Consider the following 16,176-nt stretch of genomic DNA (forward strand, 5'->3'; position numbering starts at 1 on the left):
ATTCCCATGTCTGCTTCTGCCCCCGATCTACCTGCGCTGGCCCAATCGATCAAGGATTGGGGCCGAGAGCTCGGTTTTGCCCATGTCGGCATCACCGGGGTGGACCTGGGCGAGCATGAAAAACATCTGGAACGCTGGCTCGAGGCGGGCTACCACGGCGAAATGGATTACATGGGCGCCCACGGCAGCAAGCGCTCGCACCCCGATGAGCTGGTGCCCGGCACCTTGCGCGTGGTGTCGCTGCGCATGGACTACCTGCCGGGCGACACGCGCATGGCCCAGCAGCTGGCGCATCCAGAAAAAGCCTACATCTCCCGCTACGCCCTGGGTCGCGACTACCACAAGCTGGTGCGCAAACGCGTGCAGCACCTGGCCGAGCGCATCCAGAAGGATATCGGCCCGTTCGGCTTCCGGGCCTTTGTCGACAGCGCCCCGGTGCTGGAAAAGGCCATTGCCGAGCAGGCTGGCCTGGGCTGGATCGGCAAGAACACCCTGCTGCTCAACCGCAAGGCCGGCAGTTACTTCTTTCTTGCCGAGCTGTTTGTCGACATGCCGCTGCCGGTCGACCCGCCGCAGGCCAGCGAACACTGCGGCCGCTGCAGCGCCTGCCTGGACATCTGCCCGACCCAGGCCTTTGTCGGCCCCTATGTGCTGGATGCCCGGCGCTGTATCTCGTACCTGACCATCGAACTGAAAAGCGCGATCCCGGAAGATCTGCGACCGTTGATCGGCAATCGGGTATTTGGCTGCGATGACTGCCAGATCGTCTGCCCATGGAACCGCTTCGCCCGACCGAGCGGTGAAAACGACTTCAAGCCCCGGCACAACCTCGACAGCGCCGGGCTTGCCGAGCTGTTCATGTGGGATGAACAGACCTTCCTCGACAGCACTGAAGGCTCGCCGCTGCGCCGTGCCGGCTATGAGCGCTGGTTGCGCAACCTGGCGGTGGGGCTTGGCAATGCGCCGTCGACCATCCAGGTACTGGAGGCGCTCAAGGCGCGGCAGGATTTTCCGTCGGAGCTGGTGCGTGAGCATGTGCAGTGGGCACTGGGGCAACATGCCATGAAAACAGCGGCGAGCACCAAGCCACAAGCTTCAAGCTGATCGCCTCAACTTGCAGCTTGTGGCTTGCCACTTGCCGCTTAAGCCTTCAATGCTCGTCGTTGTAATGAAACTTGGGCATTTCCCAGTGGAAGCGAATCGCCAGCAGGCGTAGCAGGAAGCCGCCGAACAGGGTCAGCAGAATCGCCTGCTCGCCTGGCACATTGAAGTACACGCAGCCCAGGTAAAACCAGGCCGCGGCGAACGACACACTGGCATACAGCTCCCGACGGAAGATCAGCGGAATATCGTTACAGAAGATATCCCGGAGGATCCCGCCGAACACCCCGGTGATTACCCCGCTGATCGACGCCACCAGCATGCCCTGGCCCATTTCCAGCGCGGTCATGCAGCCAATCAGGGTAAAGGCCACCAGCCCCAGGGCATCGAGCACCAGGAATAGCGAGCGCAAGTGACGCATCAACGGCGCGATAAAGATCGTCATCAGCGCTGCGAAACTGGTCAGCACCAAGTATTCCGGGTGCTTGACCCAGGTCAGCGGGTAATGCCCCAGCAGCACGTCGCGCACCGAACCACCGCCCAGGGCGGTGATGCAGGCGATCAGCACCACGCCGAACCAGTCCATGCCGCGGCGCCCGGCAGACAGCGCGCCAGTCATGGCTTCGGCAGTGATAGCAATGAGGTAGAGCATCAACAACATGGCGCAGATCCGTGCAAAGGGGCGCGCAGTCTAACCAGTTGCCACAGGCACCAAAAGGGGGCGCCGCGCGGATTGTCTGTACAAGCCGGCGGCGTTGCGATCAGAACTTGATGAAGTGCTGGCGATAGTGGCGCAGTTCGTTGATCGACTCGCGAATATCGTCCAGCGCCAGGTGGGTGCCGCCTTTCTTGAAGCTGTCACGCACTTCAGGGGCCCAGCGTGCTGCCAGCTCCTTGAGGGTCGAGACGTCGAGGTTGCGGTAGTGGAAGTAGTTTTCCAGGCTGCGCATGTGGCGATAGAGGAAGCGGCGGTCCTGGCAGATGCTGTTGCCGCAGATCGGCGACTTGCCCTTTGGCACCCACTGTTCCAGGAAGGCGATGGTCTGCGCCTCGGCTTCGGCCATGCTGACGCGGCTGTCCTTGACCCGCTGGGTCAGGCCGGAGGCGCCGTGGGTGCGGGTGTTCCACTCGTCCATGCGCGCCAGCACCTCGTCACTGTGGTGAATGGCGATCACCGGGCCTTCGGCCAGGGTATTGAGGTCGCTGTCGGTGACGATGGTGGCCATTTCGATAATGACGTCTTGATCCGGATCCAGACCGGTCATTTCCAGGTCGATCCAGATCAGGTTCTGTGGGTTCTGCATGATTCTGCTCCTCGGTAGGTGCGCAGTTTAGCCTAGTGGAGCGTGCTAAACTCCCCGCGGTTAAATATTGCCTCCCGAACACGGAACCTTCATGGCCAAACGCCAGCTCAATCGACGCCAGAACTGGCGCATCGAAAAAATCCAGGGTGAACGCGCTGCCCGCGCCGCCAAACGCGAACAACAGACCCTGAAGGAGCTCGAAGGCGGTGACCTCGGCCCGGAGCAAATGGGCCTGGTCATCGCTCACTTTGGCGTGCAGGTCGAAGTCGAAGCCCAGGACGGCGACGTTGCCGGCCAGGTGTTCCGTTGCCACCTGCGGGCCAACCTGCCGGCGCTGGTCACCGGCGACAAGGTAGTCTGGCGCGCCGGCAACCAGGGCATTGGCGTGATTGTCGCGCAGATGCCGCGCCATACCGAGCTGTGCCGCCCGGACAGCCGTGGCCAGCTCAAACCGGTAGCGGCCAACGTCGACCTGATCGTGATCGTCTTCGCCCCGGCGCCGGAACCCCATGCCAACCTGATCGACCGCTACCTGGTCGCGGCCGAGCATGCCGGCATCCGCCCCTTGCTGCTGCTGAACAAGGCCGACCTGATCGACGAGCAGAACGCTCCGGCGCTCAATGCATTGCTGGCAGTTTACCGCCAGCTTGGCTACCCGTTGCTGGAAGTGTCGGCGCACCACGGCAACGGCATGGAGCAACTGCAGGCCCAGCTTGACGGCCATATCAGCGTGTTCGTCGGTCAGTCCGGGGTTGGCAAGTCGTCGCTGGTCAACAGCCTGCTGCCCGAGGTTCAGACCCGCGTCGGCGATCTGTCGGAATGGTCCGGCCAGGGTACTCACACCACCACCACCGCCCGTCTTTACCACTTCCCCGGTGGTGGCGAGCTTATCGACTCCCCGGGCATCCGCGAATTTGGCCTGGGCCACGTCAGCCGTGCCGATGTCGAAGCCGGCTTTATCGAGTTCACCGACCTGCTCGGCACCTGCCGCTTTCGCGACTGCAAACACGACCGCGAGCCGGGTTGTGCACTGCTCAAGGCCCTCGAAGACGGCCGCGTGCAACAGCAACGGATGAACAGCTACCGCTCGATCATCGCCAGCCTGCCGCAAGACACTTACTGAAACATCTGAGGCCCGGAAACGGGCCTCAAACGGTTCAAAGTAGGACTCATCCGTAGGATTTATTACCCAGCAAAGCAGGAAGCATCTGCTTTGCTGGTCGTACCTTGCTGTGCGAAAGACTTTCGCTGATTGTCACCTTTCAAGATTCGCCGCCATGAAGCGAATCGACCCCATGCCCTGCGTATGAAAGGAATCAACCATGACAATTCAGCCTTTACGCATCAATGCCACTCCCTCCAGCGTGGGAGGGCACTTCTGATGCCAGTCTTTATCAGCTATCGCCACAGCGAACGCCTGGACGCCTTCATCATCAATGAGCGGCTCAAGCTTGAAGGCATCAATACCCAGCTGGACCTGTTCGACAGCGAGGCCCAGCAGACCACCGACGACATCAGCGGAATCATCCGCCGCAACATCAGCCAGTGCACCCACCTGATTGCCGTGCTTGCACCGGAAACCGCCGAGGCCTGGTGGGTGCCCTTCCAGCTTGGCGCCGCCACCCTGGTCAATCGCCGGGTAGCCTTTTACCAGTGCGGCGAGGCCACGCTGCCGGGGTATCTGGAGAAGTGGCCAACCATGACCAACCGCGAACACATCGACCTCTACGTGCGCGCCTACCATGACGAGCAAACCTTCAAGCGCTCGATCGACAGCGAAGCCTGCGAGGCCAATGCCACCAACCGCTCCAACGCCGACTTCTTCCATGCCGACCTCAAGGCCAAGATCCGCCGCGGCTTTTAGCCTGTAGCGCCAAGCAAAACGCCCGTGGGCATCGCTGCGCACGGGCGTTTTTTTTCAGCCAGCAGGCTTACTGCTTGTTTTCGTCCATCTTCAACACACCGTCTTCGAAGATGTTCAGCTTCTGGCGCAACTCCCGTGGCTGCATCGGCTCGGGCTCGGCCGCCGGGGCTGGCTCCGGGGTCGCCCCTGGAGCCGGAGTCGCGGCGCCTGGCAGGCCTGCTTCGGGGGCGGCAGGCTGGGTCTGCTCGCCTTCGATGGTGCGCTGGGCCTTCTTGGTCAGGACGATGATGTCGATCCGGCGGTTGACCGGGTTGAGCGGGTTCTGCCGGTCGAACAGCGACGACGAGGCATAGCCGACCACCCGCGCCACCTGGGTATCCGGGTAGCCACCGGCGACCAGCGCGCGGCGTGCGGCATTGGCGCGGTTGGCCGACAGTTCCCAGTTGCCGAAGTCGCCGGTGCCGGCGTATGGCTTGGCATCGGTATGGCCACTGATGCTGATCTTGTTCGGCACCGCCTTGATGGTGTCGGCCATGGCCAGCAGGATGTCCTCGAAGTACGGCTGCAGGCGCGCGCTGCCAAGGTCGAACATTGGCCGGTTCTCGGCATCCATGATCTGGATGCGCAGCCCGTCCTGGGTGATCTCAAAGAGGATCTGGTCCTTGAACTTCTGCAGTTGCGGGTTCTCTTCAACCTTGTTCTGCAGCTCCTGCAGGAGCAACTCGAGGCGCTCGCGCTCAACCTGCTCGGCCATGTTCTCGACCGTATTCTGGTCGATCGGGATGCTGGACTCAGGCGTTGGCTCGGACTTTTCTTCCGGGTTGATGGTTTTTTCCGGGGCGAGCTGGGGCGAACCGCCCAGGTCGATGATGTACGGCGTGCCGCTTTCGGAAAAGCCGATCGGGTCCTTGAAGTAGCCGGCAATGGCGATCTTCTGCTCCGGTGTGGCCGTCGACAGCAGCCACAGCACCAGGAAGAACGCCATCATCGCCGTAGCGAAGTCGGCGAAGGCAATCTTCCAGGCGCCACCGTGGTGGCCGTCGCCAAAGCGCTTGATGCGCTTGACGATAATGGGCTGATTGTTCTCCATGGCTTAGCGACCGCGAACTGCTTGTTCCAGCTCGGCGAAGCTCGGGCGGTGGGCCGGGAACAGCACCTTGCGCCCGAATTCCACGGCCAGCGATGGCGGCATGCCCGAGGCCGAAGCCACCAGCGAGGCCTTGATCGCCTCGTAGACGTTCAGCTCTTCCTTGGCGTCATGGCGCAGGGAAGTGGCCAGCGGGCCGAAGAAGCCGTAGGCGGCGAGAATACCGAAGAAGGTACCGACCAACGCCGCGCCGACGTGCAGGCCGATCGACTTCTGGTCGCCATCGCCCAGCGAGGCCATGGTCACTACGATACCCAGTACCGCGGCAACGATACCGAAGCCGGGCATGCCGTCGGCGATGCCGGTCACGGCATGGGACGGGTGCTCGAGCTCTTCCTTCATGCTCAGCAGTTCCATGTCGAACAGGCCCTCAAGCTCGTGCGGGGCCATGTTGCCAGTGGACATGATGCGCAGGTAGTCACAGATGAACGCAGTCATGCGTTCATCACCCAGTACCGCCGGGTACTTGGCGAAAATCGGGCTGGCAGCGGCGTCTTCGATATCGGCTTCGATCGCCATCATGCCTTCGCGACGGGATTTGTTGAGAATCTCGTAGACCAGGCCCAGCACCTCGATATAGAAGGTGTGGGTAAAGCGCGTGCCGAACATCTTCAGCGACTTCTTGATTACATGCATGGTCATGTAACCAGGGTTGGCCTGGAGGAACGCACCGAAAGCAGCACCACCGATGATCAGCACTTCGAAAGGCTGGATCAGGGCCGCAATCTTGCCGTGGGAAAGTACATATCCGCCGAGCACACTCGCGAATACGACGATGATGCCGATAATTTTAGCCATAGATAGAAAGCACTTACTGTCGTGGTCAGGGTCGTGAGCGGAAGTTAAAAAAACTCTTCTTCTACTTATCGGCAGAACTGCGCCAGACTATAGTCAGTCAAGGCGAAAAGCCAGTTCGGCCTACCTCCAGCATGCCTATTGAAACCATCGTGCCAAGTCAAACACCAAAAACACTCGATGCCTGGGTCAAGCTCCTCGATAGCGTGCGCCTGCCGGTTCCGCTGGCCAGCTACGAACGGGTCAAAGCCGCCATTGGCGACAGCCGCCGCTCGTTGCGCGACATCGCCGAACTGATGCAGGACAGCCCGGCGCTGGTGCTCAGCGTCATGCGCGAGGCCAACCACCACAGCAATACCGGCCTGGGCGAACCAGCCGAGAGCCTGGAGATCGCCCTCAACCGCCTGGGGCTGGCGCGTACCGCAGAGCTGCTGGAGCGCCTGCCGGCGCTGCCCGAAGCCGAAATTGCCCCGACCCTGCGTCAGCTGCAGCTGGTCAGCCAGCACGCCAGCCAGCAGGCCAACGGCCTGTTCGCCAGCCGCCTGGCGCGGCTGTGGCAGGAAATCCATTGGGGCAGCCTGCTGTTTCTGTCACCGCTGTGGCCCCTGGCGCTGACTCACCCCAAGCTCCTCGATGAGTGGGAGCTGCGTGTGGTGCACAAAGGCGAATCGGCACTGCGGGTGGAACAAGAGCTGTTCGGCGTGCGGGTCATGAGCCTGTGCAAGGCCCTGGCCGAACACTGGCGCCTGCCGGACTGGGTAACGCGCGGTTACCATTTACTTCAGGAGGAGCGCCGGCTACTGGCCCAGGCGATCCTCATCGCCCGTGACCAGGACAGCCTGCACCAGCAGCAGCGCCTGGACGATCAACCAAGCCTGCGCCGCTGGTTCAACCAGCCGGCCAATACCGTGCTGCTGGCCAACGGCCTGGCCCTGGCCTCGCAGGTTGGCTGGACCAATGCCCATGTGCAGCGCTGGCAACTGCTCACCAGCCTTTACCTGCAAACGCCGCTGGATGATGTCCAGCAACTGGTGCACCAACAAGCGGCAATCAGCGCCCGTCATCACGCCTGCCCTGGCCTGTTCCACCCGGCCGAGGCGCTGCTCTGGCCATGGCACCAGCAACGCCTGCATCAGGGCCAGATCGCCCCGCCAACGCCTTCGGCCCAGGCCCTGGGCACCTGGCGCAAACTCTGCGGGGAGCTGCTGACCGAGCCCAGCCCGTTCAGCAATGCTATCCACCTGACGACGTTGGCTCGCGACGCGCTGGTCGCCTGCGGCATGCAGCGGGTGATGCTGCTGATGACCGACAAGACCCTGAGCCAGCTGCGGGTCCACCAGATTGCCGGCCTGCCGGCGGAAGCCGCCAGCCTGGTGCTGCCGATTGAACAAAGCAAACTGCTGCAACGGTTGCTGAGCAAAACGGCGCAACTGCGCCTGACCCCGGAAAACCACGCGCAGTTCTCAGCCCTGCTGCCGCCCAGCCTGCGCGCCCTGTTTCGCAGCGAACACGTGCTGCTGCGCTCGCTGTCGAGCAATGGCCGGGTGGTGATGCTGCTGGTCGCCGACCAGGGCGGCAAGCCGTTGGCGGACGTCAGCGTGCAAGCCTTCGGCAAAACCGCGCAATGCATCGAGCGGGCCCTGACCGCCTTCAGCAACCGCAGCGCCTGAGCCATGCGCTACAATCGCCCCCTCTGTTCCGCCCTGGAGACTCTGGATGACTGACTTTTCTGGCCTGCCCCTGGTTATCGAGCCGGCAGACCTGCTAACCCGCCTGGATGCGCCAGAGTTGATCCTGGTCGACCTAACCAGCCCCAACCGCTATGCCAGCGGGCATATTCCGGGGGCGCGCTTCGTCGACTTCAAGCGCACCCAGCTAGGCCAGCCTCCTGCGCCGGGCCTGTTGCCGGCCAAGGCCGACCTGGAAAAACTCTTCGCCGAGCTCGGCCATAACGCCAATGCGGTCTATGTGGTCTATGACGACGAGGGCGGCGGCTGGGCCGGGCGTTTCATCTGGTTGCTGGATGTAATCGGTCACTCCCGTTACCACTACCTCAACGGCGGTGTCCACGCGTGGCCAGCGAGCAACCTCAACACTGAAGTACCCGACGCTGCCAGCGGCACGGTCAACCTGACCCTGCACGAAGAGCCTACGGCCACCCGCGAATACCTGCAAAGCCGCCTCAACGCTGCCGACCTGGTGATCTGGGACGCGCGCAGCCCGGCCGAATACCGCGGCGAGAAAGTTCTCGCAGCCAAGGGCGGGCACATTCCCGGCGCAGTCAATTTCGAATGGACCGCCGGCATGGACCTGAACGATCACCAGCGCATCCGCAAGGACATGCCCGAGATCCTCGAGCAGCTGGGCATCAGCAAAGACAAGGAAGTGGTCACCCACTGCCAGACCCACCACCGATCCGGCTTTACCTACCTGGTGGCCAAGCATCTGGGCTACCCTCGGGTCAAAGCCTACGCCGGATCCTGGGGCGAATGGGGCAACCACCCCGACACCCCTGTCGAAGTTTAAGGAAACCCAATGAAATCCCGCTTGTTTATCATCAGCCAGTACCTGCTGCCCCACCACCTGCTCTCGCGCCTGGCCGGCTGCGTTGCCGAATGCCGCGTGCGCTGGTTCAAGAACGCCTTCACCAGCTGGTTCGCCAAGCGCTACCAGGTGGACATGTCCCAGGCCCTGGTCGAAGACGTTACTGCCTACGAGCACTTCAACGCCTTCTTCACCCGCGCCCTCAAGCCCGGTGCACGTCCGCTGGATGAAACCCCGGGGGCAATCCTCTGCCCGGCCGACGGCGCCGTTAGCCAGCTCGGCCCTATCGAGCACGGCCGCATCTTCCAGGCCAAGGGCCACAGCTTCAGCGCCCTCGAGCTGCTGGGTGGCGATCCGGCCAATGCCGCGCCGTTCATGGGTGGCCAGTTCGCGACCATCTACCTGTCGCCCAAGGACTACCACCGCGTGCACATGCCGCTGGCCGGCACCTTGCGCGAGATGATCTACGTACCGGGCCGGTTGTTCTCGGTCAACCAGACCACTGCCGAAAACGTTCCGGAGCTGTTCGCCCGCAACGAGCGCGTTGTCTGCCTGTTCGACACCGAGCGCGGGCCGATGGCCGTGGTACTGGTGGGTGCGATGATCGTCGCCTCGATCGAAACCGTCTGGGCCGGCCTGGTAACGCCACCCAAGCGTGAACTGAAGACGGTGCGCTACGACGAAGCCAGCCGCGCGCCGATCCACCTGGAAAAAGGCGCGGAGCTGGGCCGTTTCAAACTCGGTTCGACGGCCGTGGTGCTGTTCGGGCCAGAGCAGGTGAAATGGGCCGAAGAGCTCGGCGCCGGCTCTGCGGTGAGCATGGGCGAGCGCCTGGCACTGCCGGCACAGGCCTGAAACTGAAAAAGCCCGCAGCGATGCGGGCTTTTTTGTACCTGTGGGAGCCAGGTCCGTCAGGCGCGAGCGTCGCGATCGCGAAAACCCAGCAGGTAAAGCACACCATCGAGACCCAGGGTCGAGATCGCCTGTTTGGCCGACTGCTTGACCAGCGGCTTGGCCCGGAACGCCACGCCCAGGCCGGCGATCGCCAGCATCGGCAAGTCGTTGGCGCCATCGCCGACGGCAATGGTCTGCTCCATCTGCAGGCCTTCTTTGCGCGCCAGCTCACCCAGCAGGTCAGCCTTGCGCTGGGCGTCGACGATCGGCTCGACCGCCACGCCGGTCACCTTGCCATCGACCACTTCCAGCTCGTTGGCGAATACGTAGTCGATGCCCAGCTTGGCTTGCAGCTGCTTGGCAAAGTAGGTGAAGCCACCGGAGAGGATGGCGGTCTTGTAACCCAGGCGCTTGAGTTCGGCGAACAGCGTCTCGGCGCCTTCAGTCAGGCGCAGCGACGCACCGATCTGGTCCAGCACGCCAACGTCCAGGCCCTTGAGCAGCGCCAGGCGCTCCTTGAAGCTGGCACGAAAATCCAGCTCGCCACGCATGGCCCGCTCGGTGATTTCCGATACCTGCTCACCGACCCCGGCAGCCTTGGCCAGCTCGTCGATCACTTCGGCTTCGATCAGCGTCGAGTCCATGTCGAACACCGCCAGGCGGCGGTTGCGACGGAACAACGAATCCTGCTGGAAGGCGATGTCGACGTTCAGCTCCTGGGCGACGCTGAGGAACTCGGCGCGCAGGGCTTGCGGATCAGCCGGCTCGCCACGTACCGAGAACTCGATGCAGCCTTTGCTCTGCTCGGCCGGGGTGTCCAGCGCGACACGACCCGAGAGGCGATCGATATGGTCGATGTTCAGCCCGTACTTGGCGGTGATCGAGCTGACCCGCTGCAGTTGCTCGGCAGTCACCCGCCGGGTCAGCAGGGTGACGATGTGCCGGGCTTTGCCCTGGCCTTCGACCCAATTCTGGTAGTCGGCCTCGGAAACCGGGGTAAACCGCACCTGCTGGTCGAGTTCGTTACCCGCAAACTGGATGTTCTTGAGCACCGACGAGGCCTTCTCGGTATCCGGAATTTCGACCAGGATGCCAAAGGACAGGGTGTCGTGAATCACCGCCTGACCGATGTCGAGGATGTTCACTCCACCCTGGGCCAGAACACCGGTGATGGCGGCGGTAAGACCCGGGCGGTCTTCACCGGTGATGTTAATCAGAACGATTTCGCGCAAGACGGGCTCCGACTCGTTGAAAAAAAGCGCATTCTACCGATTTTCGCTGACCATCGGGCGCAGTCGATACTTTGCCCGCCCCTGAGCGCTCGCTATACTGCGCAGCAACTTCTCCGACATAAAGAGCCGCGCTCTGTGAACCGGCCCACGCCCGTTAAGACCGACAACTTCTTCCTGCTGATCTTCCACGCCCTGCGCCAACGCCGAATACCGCTGGCGCTGCGTATCGCCTGCCATAACGTGTTCCTGGTGGCACTGGCGCTGGTGATCTACGCCTGCGTGATGGGCCTGCAGTTCAAGGAAGCCATGCATGAGCAGGCCGATGCCCTCGGGCAGAGCCTGACCACCCAGACCGCCACCTCGGCCACCGAGCTGCTGGTGTCCAACGACATCCTCAGCCTCAACGTGCTGCTGGGCAACCTGGTGAAGAACCCGCTGGTGGCCCATGCAGCGATCTACAGCGTCGACAACCGGATCCTCGCCGAAGCCGGCCAGCGCCCGAAAAACGGCCTGCTGGGTGAAGCCGAAGGCCTGTACCAGACCAAGATCACCTTCCAGGACGTGACCGCCGGGCAACTGCGCATCAGCCTGGACATGAGCCAGTTCCAGCAGCCGCTGACCATCAGCCTGCAGAGCATGGGCATCCTTGCCGGTATCCTGCTGGCCCTGGCGCTAGCCATGAGCCTGCGCCTGGGCCGCTACATCTCCACGCCGCTGTTGCAGCTGCGGGTCTGGCTGCGCGACATCAACGAGTTCACCCCGGCCATCGAACGCCAGGATGAAATCGGCGACCTGGCGCGTCAGCTGCACACCCGCCTGGCCCCGCCACCACGGGAAATCGAGCCTGAAGAAGAAGAGTCCTTCGATGAGGATGAGGATGAGCCGGAGTTCGAAGTGCGCAACCTGCGCGACCCGAGCTTCGACGAACAACCGGCTGTGGCCAAGGCCGCCAAACCGGTCAAGCCTGTAGCAGACGACGACAGCGATGACGCCTTCGCCGACCTGCTCGACGAGGACCACAGCCCCGCCCCTGCCCTGGCAGCCCCGGTCAACCGCGAGCCACAGGCCAGCGCCGTGCTGGCGGTGCAACTGGGCTCCCAGGAGCAACTGCGACGCCTGCCGCGCACGCGCCTGACCGAGCTGCTGGAACGCTACCGCGACTGCCTCGACCAGGCAGCCTCACTGTATGAAAGCGAAGTGCATACCCTCAACGACGGCAGCACCCTGCTGTTGTTCCACAGCCAGGACAGCGGCGAGGACTACCTCACCAATGCCATCTGCTGTGGCGAGCTGCTGCGTGCCCTGGGCCATGAGCTGCAAATCGAAGTGGCCGACAGCGGCATTACCCTGCAACTGCAGCTGGGCCTGGCCCTGGGTGAAGACCTGCACGGCCTGAGCCAGATCGACCTGCTGCTGACCGAAAAAGCCCAGGACGCCCTGGCCCTGTCGCAGCACAGCCGCAACCTGCTGCTGGTCGAGCGCAAGATCAGCGACGACGCCCTGGTTCGTCAGCGTGCGCGGATTCGTCCGATCGCCAGCCCCGAAGGCGCCTGCTGTGTCGAGCGTCTGATGGAGCCGTACCCATCGATGCTAGAGCGGCAACTGGCGCGGATGCATGAGCGCCGGGTCAAGAGCTGACCCCTTGGCAGAGCAAAAGCCCGCAGTGATGCGGGCTTTTTTATGGCTCTTCACGGAATCCCGGGTTGGGATGTTGAGGCTGCGAGTTTATCCATTCAGTGTGGGGCTGCTGCTGGCCCCTTCCGCCTTTACGGCGGCCTACTTTTCTCTTGGGAAGAAGTAGGCAAAACCGCTTGCTCCTGCATACGGCCCTACGCTGGAGCGAGCGGTTTTGGTTCCTTTTGCCAAGAACAAAAGGGACCCGCCGTAAGGGCGGAAGGGGCCAGCAGCTGCCCCACACCGAATGGATAAGTCCGCAACCCAACCCAAGAATCATAGCCCCCGGGATTCCGTGAAGAACCTTTTTTATTGCCCTGTAGGAGCGGGCTTGCCCCGCAAAAACGCTAGCAACCCGATGTGTCGCCTGCGCCGGCCGCATCGCGGGTCAAGTCGGATCGCCGCACCGCCGCTCCCACACGGGCACAAAAAAGCCCGCATCGCTGCGGGCTTCTTGTAAGTCCTCGACTTAGAAGCGGAACACTTCCAGGTCGGTACGAATCGGCGTAGCCAACGGGATCTTCGGCTTTTCCGGCTCTTTGCGCACTTGTACCGGTGCAGCTTTCTTCGGTTGTTGTTCTTCCACCACTGCCGGCTGGTTGGCCAGCGGCTTCAAGGCAATGCTCAACTGCTCGGCGAGCTTTTGCAGCAACTGGCCCTGGGCTTGTACCTGGGCGCTCTCGCTACCCTGGTGCTGCTGCTCCAGGTGCACGATGCGGTTGTCACGGACCTGGCCACGGCGATCGAGCAGGCGCCACTGGGCGTCGAGAATCGCTGGCTGGTTGGTGCCGGAGTCCAGGCGGGTAATCGACAGCAGCACTTGTACATCCGGGGTGAAACCGGTGCTGGCCGGGGCCAGGACCACACGTTGGCTGTCCAGACGCCAGGCCAGCTGACGGACCAGCAACTGGTCGATGTCGGCCGACAGGCTACCGGCCCAGCGGCCATCGGTGGCAGCAGTCAGGCTGCCATCGGCCTGGCGTTGCAGCAGGGTTTCGCGTTGCAGGTAGTCGGCAATCGACACTGGGCCGAGAACCACTGCCATACCCGCGCTTTGCTTGGGTTGGCCAGGCTCACCGCTGTCGAGCTGATACAGGGATACTGGTTGGTGCATGCTGCAACCAGCCAGTCCGAGCACGCCACACAGCAGAACCAACGGAAGGCGCAGAAATTTCATCATCCCATCCAGGCGGTCGCCACAAGGCAAACCGCAGTGATACTCATATAGATTCGTTCGGATACACAGCCACGCTGGTACCGCAAGGGGCCTATCATCCGCGAAATAGCGGCTCGACTCCAGTGTTTCAACCGCGAACGGGCACGAAAATACCCGTTCAGGCTGTCTAACCCGGCTTATCCGGGAATTTCGACCAACAGCGCGTCAACCCGCTGGAAGCCACGGGGCAATTTGTTGCCCCGGCGCCCACGTTCGCCCTTGTAATGCTCAAGGTCGTCGGCCTTCAGAGACAGGGTACGCTTGCCGGCCTGCAATACAAGGGTCGCGCCGTCGGGAATGACCGCCAGATCAGTGACAAATTCTTCACGCGAGGCCACCCGGTCGCCCGGGATGCCGATGATCTTGTTGCCCTTGCCCTTGCCCAGTTGCGGCAGGTCGCTGACCTTGAAGATCAGCAGGCGGCCTTCGGTGGTCACCGCCGCCAGCCAGTTGTGCTCGCGATCGGCGACCGGGCGCGGGGCAATGACCTTGGCACCGTTGGGCAGGCTGAGCAGGGCTTTACCGGCCTTGTTCTTGGCCTGCAGGTCCTCGCCCTTGACCACGAAGCCGTAACCGGCGTCGGAGGCGATCACATACAAGGCGTCATCTTCGGGCAGCAGCACGCAGTCGAAGCTTGCGCCCGGTGGCGGCGTCAGACGGCCGGTCAACGGCTCGCCCTGGCCCCGGGCCGATGGCAAGGTGTGGGCGGCCAGCGAGTAGCTGCGGCCGGTGGAGTCGATCAGCACGGCAAACTGGTTCGAGCGCCCGGCAGCGGCGGCCTTGAAGCCATCGCCAGCCTTGTAGGAAAGGCCCGTGGCGTCGATATCGTGGCCCTTGGCGCAACGCACCCAGCCCTTCTCCGAGAGCACCACGGTGACCGGTTCGGTCGGCATCAGCTCGTTTTCCGACAGGGCCTTGGCTTCGGCACGGGCGACGATTGGCGAGCGGCGGTCGTCGCCGTAGGTTTCGGCATCCTTGATCAGCTCGGCACGCACCAGCTTGCGCAGCTTGGTTTCGCTGCCCAGCAGGGCAATCAGCTTGGCTTGTTCCTTGGCCAGTTCGTCCTGCTCGTTGCGGATCTTCATCTCTTCCAGGCGCGCCAGTTGGCGCAGGCGGGTCTCGAGGATGTACTCGGCCTGGGTTTCAGTAAGGTCGAAGCGGGCAATCAGCGCAGCTTTCGGCTGGTCCTCGGTGCGGATGATGTGGATAACTTCATCCAGGTTGAGGAAGGCTACCAACAGGCCTTCGAGCAGGTGCAGGCGGCGCTCGACCTTGTCGAGGCGGAACTTCAGCCGGCGGCGCACCGTCTGCACGCGGAATTCCAGCCATTCGACCAGCAGCGCCCGCAGGTTTTTCAGCTGCGGGCGGCCATCCAGGCCGATGATGTTGACGTTGACCCGGTAGCTGGACTCAAGATCGGTGGTAGCGAACAGGTGCTGCATCAGCTCGTCGAGGTCAACCCGGTTGGAGCGGGCGATGATGACGATGCGGCACGGGTTCTCGTGGTCCGACTCGTCGCGCAGGTCGGCGACCATCGGCAGCTTCTTGGCCTGCATCTGCGCGGCGATCTGCTCCAGCACCTTGGCCCCGGAGACCTGGTGCGGCAACGCGGTAACGACGATATCGCCGTCCTCAATGCGGTAAACCGCGCGCATGCGCACCGAACCACGGCCACTTTCGTAGATTTTCAGCAGTTCGGCACGCGGGGTGATGATCTCGGCTTCGGTCGGGTAGTCCGGGCCCTGGATATGCTCGCAGAGCTGCTCGACCGTGGCCTTGGGCTCATCGAGCAGGCGTACGCAGGCCGAGGCGACTTCGCGCAGGTTGTGTGGCGGCACGTCGGTGGCCATGCCCACGGCGATACCGGTGGTGCCGTTGAGCAGGATGTTCGGCAGGCGCGCCGGCAGCACCGCAGGCTCATCGAGGGTGCCGTCGAAGTTCGGCACCCAGTCCGCAGTGCCCTGGCCCAGCTCGCTGAGCAGTACTTCGGAGTAGCGCGACAGGCGCGCCTCGGTGTAGCGCATGGCGGCGAAGGACTTCGGATCGTCCGGCGCACCCCAGTTGCCCTGGCCATCGACCAGGGTGTAGCGGTAGCTGAACGGCTGCGCCATCAGCACCATGGCTTCATAGCAGGCCGAGTCGCCATGGGGGTGGAACTTGCCGAGCACGTCACCGACGGTACGCGCCGACTTCTTGTGCTTGGAGTCGGCGTCCAGGCCCAGTTCGCTCATGGCATAGACGATGCGCCGTTGCACCGGCTTCAGGCCGTCGCCGATATGCGGCAAGGCGCGGTCCATGATCACGTACATGGAGTAGTTGAGGTAGGCCTGTTCGGTGAAGTCAGCCAGTGACCGGCGCTCTACGCCATCGAGGCTGAGATCAAGGGAGTCGCTCATGCGGGCCTC

14 protein-coding genes are annotated in these 16,176 nt (G+C 63.0%); 7 read left to right on the forward strand and 7 right to left on the reverse strand.

What is annotated here, in order from left to right; translation table 11 throughout:
* Positions 1-6 precede the first annotated feature (6 nt).
* Complete coding sequence (gene queG, locus BLR26_RS00790; protein ID WP_093376728.1) at positions 7-1,104, forward strand: tRNA epoxyqueuosine(34) reductase QueG; 1,098 nt, start codon at positions 7-9, stop codon at positions 1,102-1,104.
* Positions 1,105-1,150: 46 nt separating this feature from the next.
* Here the strand turns inward: queG and BLR26_RS00795 are convergent, their stop codons facing one another.
* Together BLR26_RS00795 and orn are read right to left on the reverse strand one after the other, a co-directional pair.
* Complete coding sequence (locus BLR26_RS00795) at positions 1,151-1,762, reverse strand: trimeric intracellular cation channel family protein (RefSeq protein WP_038997454.1); 612 nt, start codon at positions 1,760-1,762, stop codon at positions 1,151-1,153.
* Positions 1,763-1,862: 100 nt separating this feature from the next.
* The gene (gene orn, locus BLR26_RS00800; RefSeq protein WP_045193742.1) at positions 1,863-2,405 is read right to left on the reverse strand and encodes an oligoribonuclease; all 543 of its coding nucleotides are present in this window, start codon (positions 2,403-2,405) and stop codon (positions 1,863-1,865) included.
* A gap of 91 nt (positions 2,406-2,496) precedes the next feature.
* On the opposite strand from orn, the gene rsgA reads away from it, so the two are divergent.
* Both rsgA and BLR26_RS00810 read left to right on the forward strand, forming a co-directional pair.
* A complete protein-coding gene (gene rsgA / locus BLR26_RS00805; RefSeq protein WP_093376733.1) occupies positions 2,497-3,528 on the forward strand; it encodes a small ribosomal subunit biogenesis GTPase RsgA in 1,032 nt (343 codons plus the stop codon).
* A 258-nt stretch (positions 3,529-3,786) separates the two neighbouring features.
* A complete protein-coding gene (locus tag BLR26_RS00810) occupies positions 3,787-4,269 on the forward strand; it encodes a TIR domain-containing protein (RefSeq protein ID WP_045193744.1) in 483 nt (160 codons plus the stop codon).
* 67 nt (positions 4,270-4,336) lie between these two features.
* On the opposite strand, the gene motB is transcribed toward BLR26_RS00810, so the two are convergent.
* Together motB and motA are read right to left on the reverse strand one after the other, a co-directional pair.
* Positions 4,337-5,359 carry a flagellar motor protein MotB gene (gene motB, locus BLR26_RS00815; protein WP_093376738.1) on the reverse strand — a complete coding sequence of 341 codons (1,023 nt, stop codon included), beginning with the start codon at positions 5,357-5,359 and terminating at the stop codon, positions 4,337-4,339.
* A gap of 3 nt (positions 5,360-5,362) precedes the next feature.
* Entirely contained in the window at positions 5,363-6,214 is an 852-nt protein-coding gene (gene motA / locus BLR26_RS00820) for a flagellar motor stator protein MotA (protein WP_038997459.1), read from the reverse strand.
* Between the two features lie 131 nt (positions 6,215-6,345).
* On the opposite strand from motA, the gene BLR26_RS00825 reads away from it, so the two are divergent.
* The 3 genes from BLR26_RS00825 to asd are packed head-to-tail and all read left to right on the forward strand — an operon-like array spanning position 6,346 to position 9,610.
* The gene (locus BLR26_RS00825; RefSeq protein ID WP_093376743.1) at positions 6,346-7,881 is read left to right on the forward strand and encodes an HDOD domain-containing protein; all 1,536 of its coding nucleotides are present in this window, start codon (positions 6,346-6,348) and stop codon (positions 7,879-7,881) included.
* A gap of 46 nt (positions 7,882-7,927) precedes the next feature.
* On the forward strand, positions 7,928-8,737 hold the full coding sequence (locus tag BLR26_RS00830) for a rhodanese-like domain-containing protein (RefSeq protein WP_093376749.1): 810 nt from the start codon (positions 7,928-7,930) through the stop codon (positions 8,735-8,737).
* Between the two features lie 9 nt (positions 8,738-8,746).
* On the forward strand, positions 8,747-9,610 hold the full coding sequence (asd, locus tag BLR26_RS00835; protein WP_045193749.1) for an archaetidylserine decarboxylase: 864 nt from the start codon (positions 8,747-8,749) through the stop codon (positions 9,608-9,610).
* A 56-nt stretch (positions 9,611-9,666) separates the two neighbouring features.
* Here asd and serB read toward each other — a convergent pair whose 3' ends face one another.
* A complete protein-coding gene (serB, locus tag BLR26_RS00840) occupies positions 9,667-10,881 on the reverse strand; it encodes a phosphoserine phosphatase SerB (RefSeq protein ID WP_045193750.1) in 1,215 nt (404 codons plus the stop codon).
* Between the two features lie 135 nt (positions 10,882-11,016).
* Between serB and BLR26_RS00845 the strand changes: the two genes are divergently transcribed.
* Positions 11,017-12,519, forward strand: a complete 1,503-nt coding sequence (locus tag BLR26_RS00845; protein WP_093376755.1) for a HAMP domain-containing protein — start codon at positions 11,017-11,019, stop codon at positions 12,517-12,519.
* A 505-nt stretch (positions 12,520-13,024) separates the two neighbouring features.
* On the opposite strand, the gene BLR26_RS00850 is transcribed toward BLR26_RS00845, so the two are convergent.
* Positions 13,025-13,732, reverse strand: a complete 708-nt coding sequence (locus BLR26_RS00850; RefSeq protein ID WP_045193753.1) for a PqiC family protein — start codon at positions 13,730-13,732, stop codon at positions 13,025-13,027.
* A 176-nt stretch (positions 13,733-13,908) separates the two neighbouring features.
* Positions 13,909-16,167 carry a DNA topoisomerase IV subunit A gene (gene parC / locus BLR26_RS00855; RefSeq protein WP_045193754.1) on the reverse strand — a complete coding sequence of 753 codons (2,259 nt, stop codon included), beginning with the start codon at positions 16,165-16,167 and terminating at the stop codon, positions 13,909-13,911.
* Positions 16,168-16,176: the final 9 nt, after the last annotated feature.

The sequence above is a fragment of the Pseudomonas sp. UC 17F4 genome (assembly GCF_900101695.1).
Classification (GTDB): domain Bacteria; phylum Pseudomonadota; class Gammaproteobacteria; order Pseudomonadales; family Pseudomonadaceae; genus Aquipseudomonas.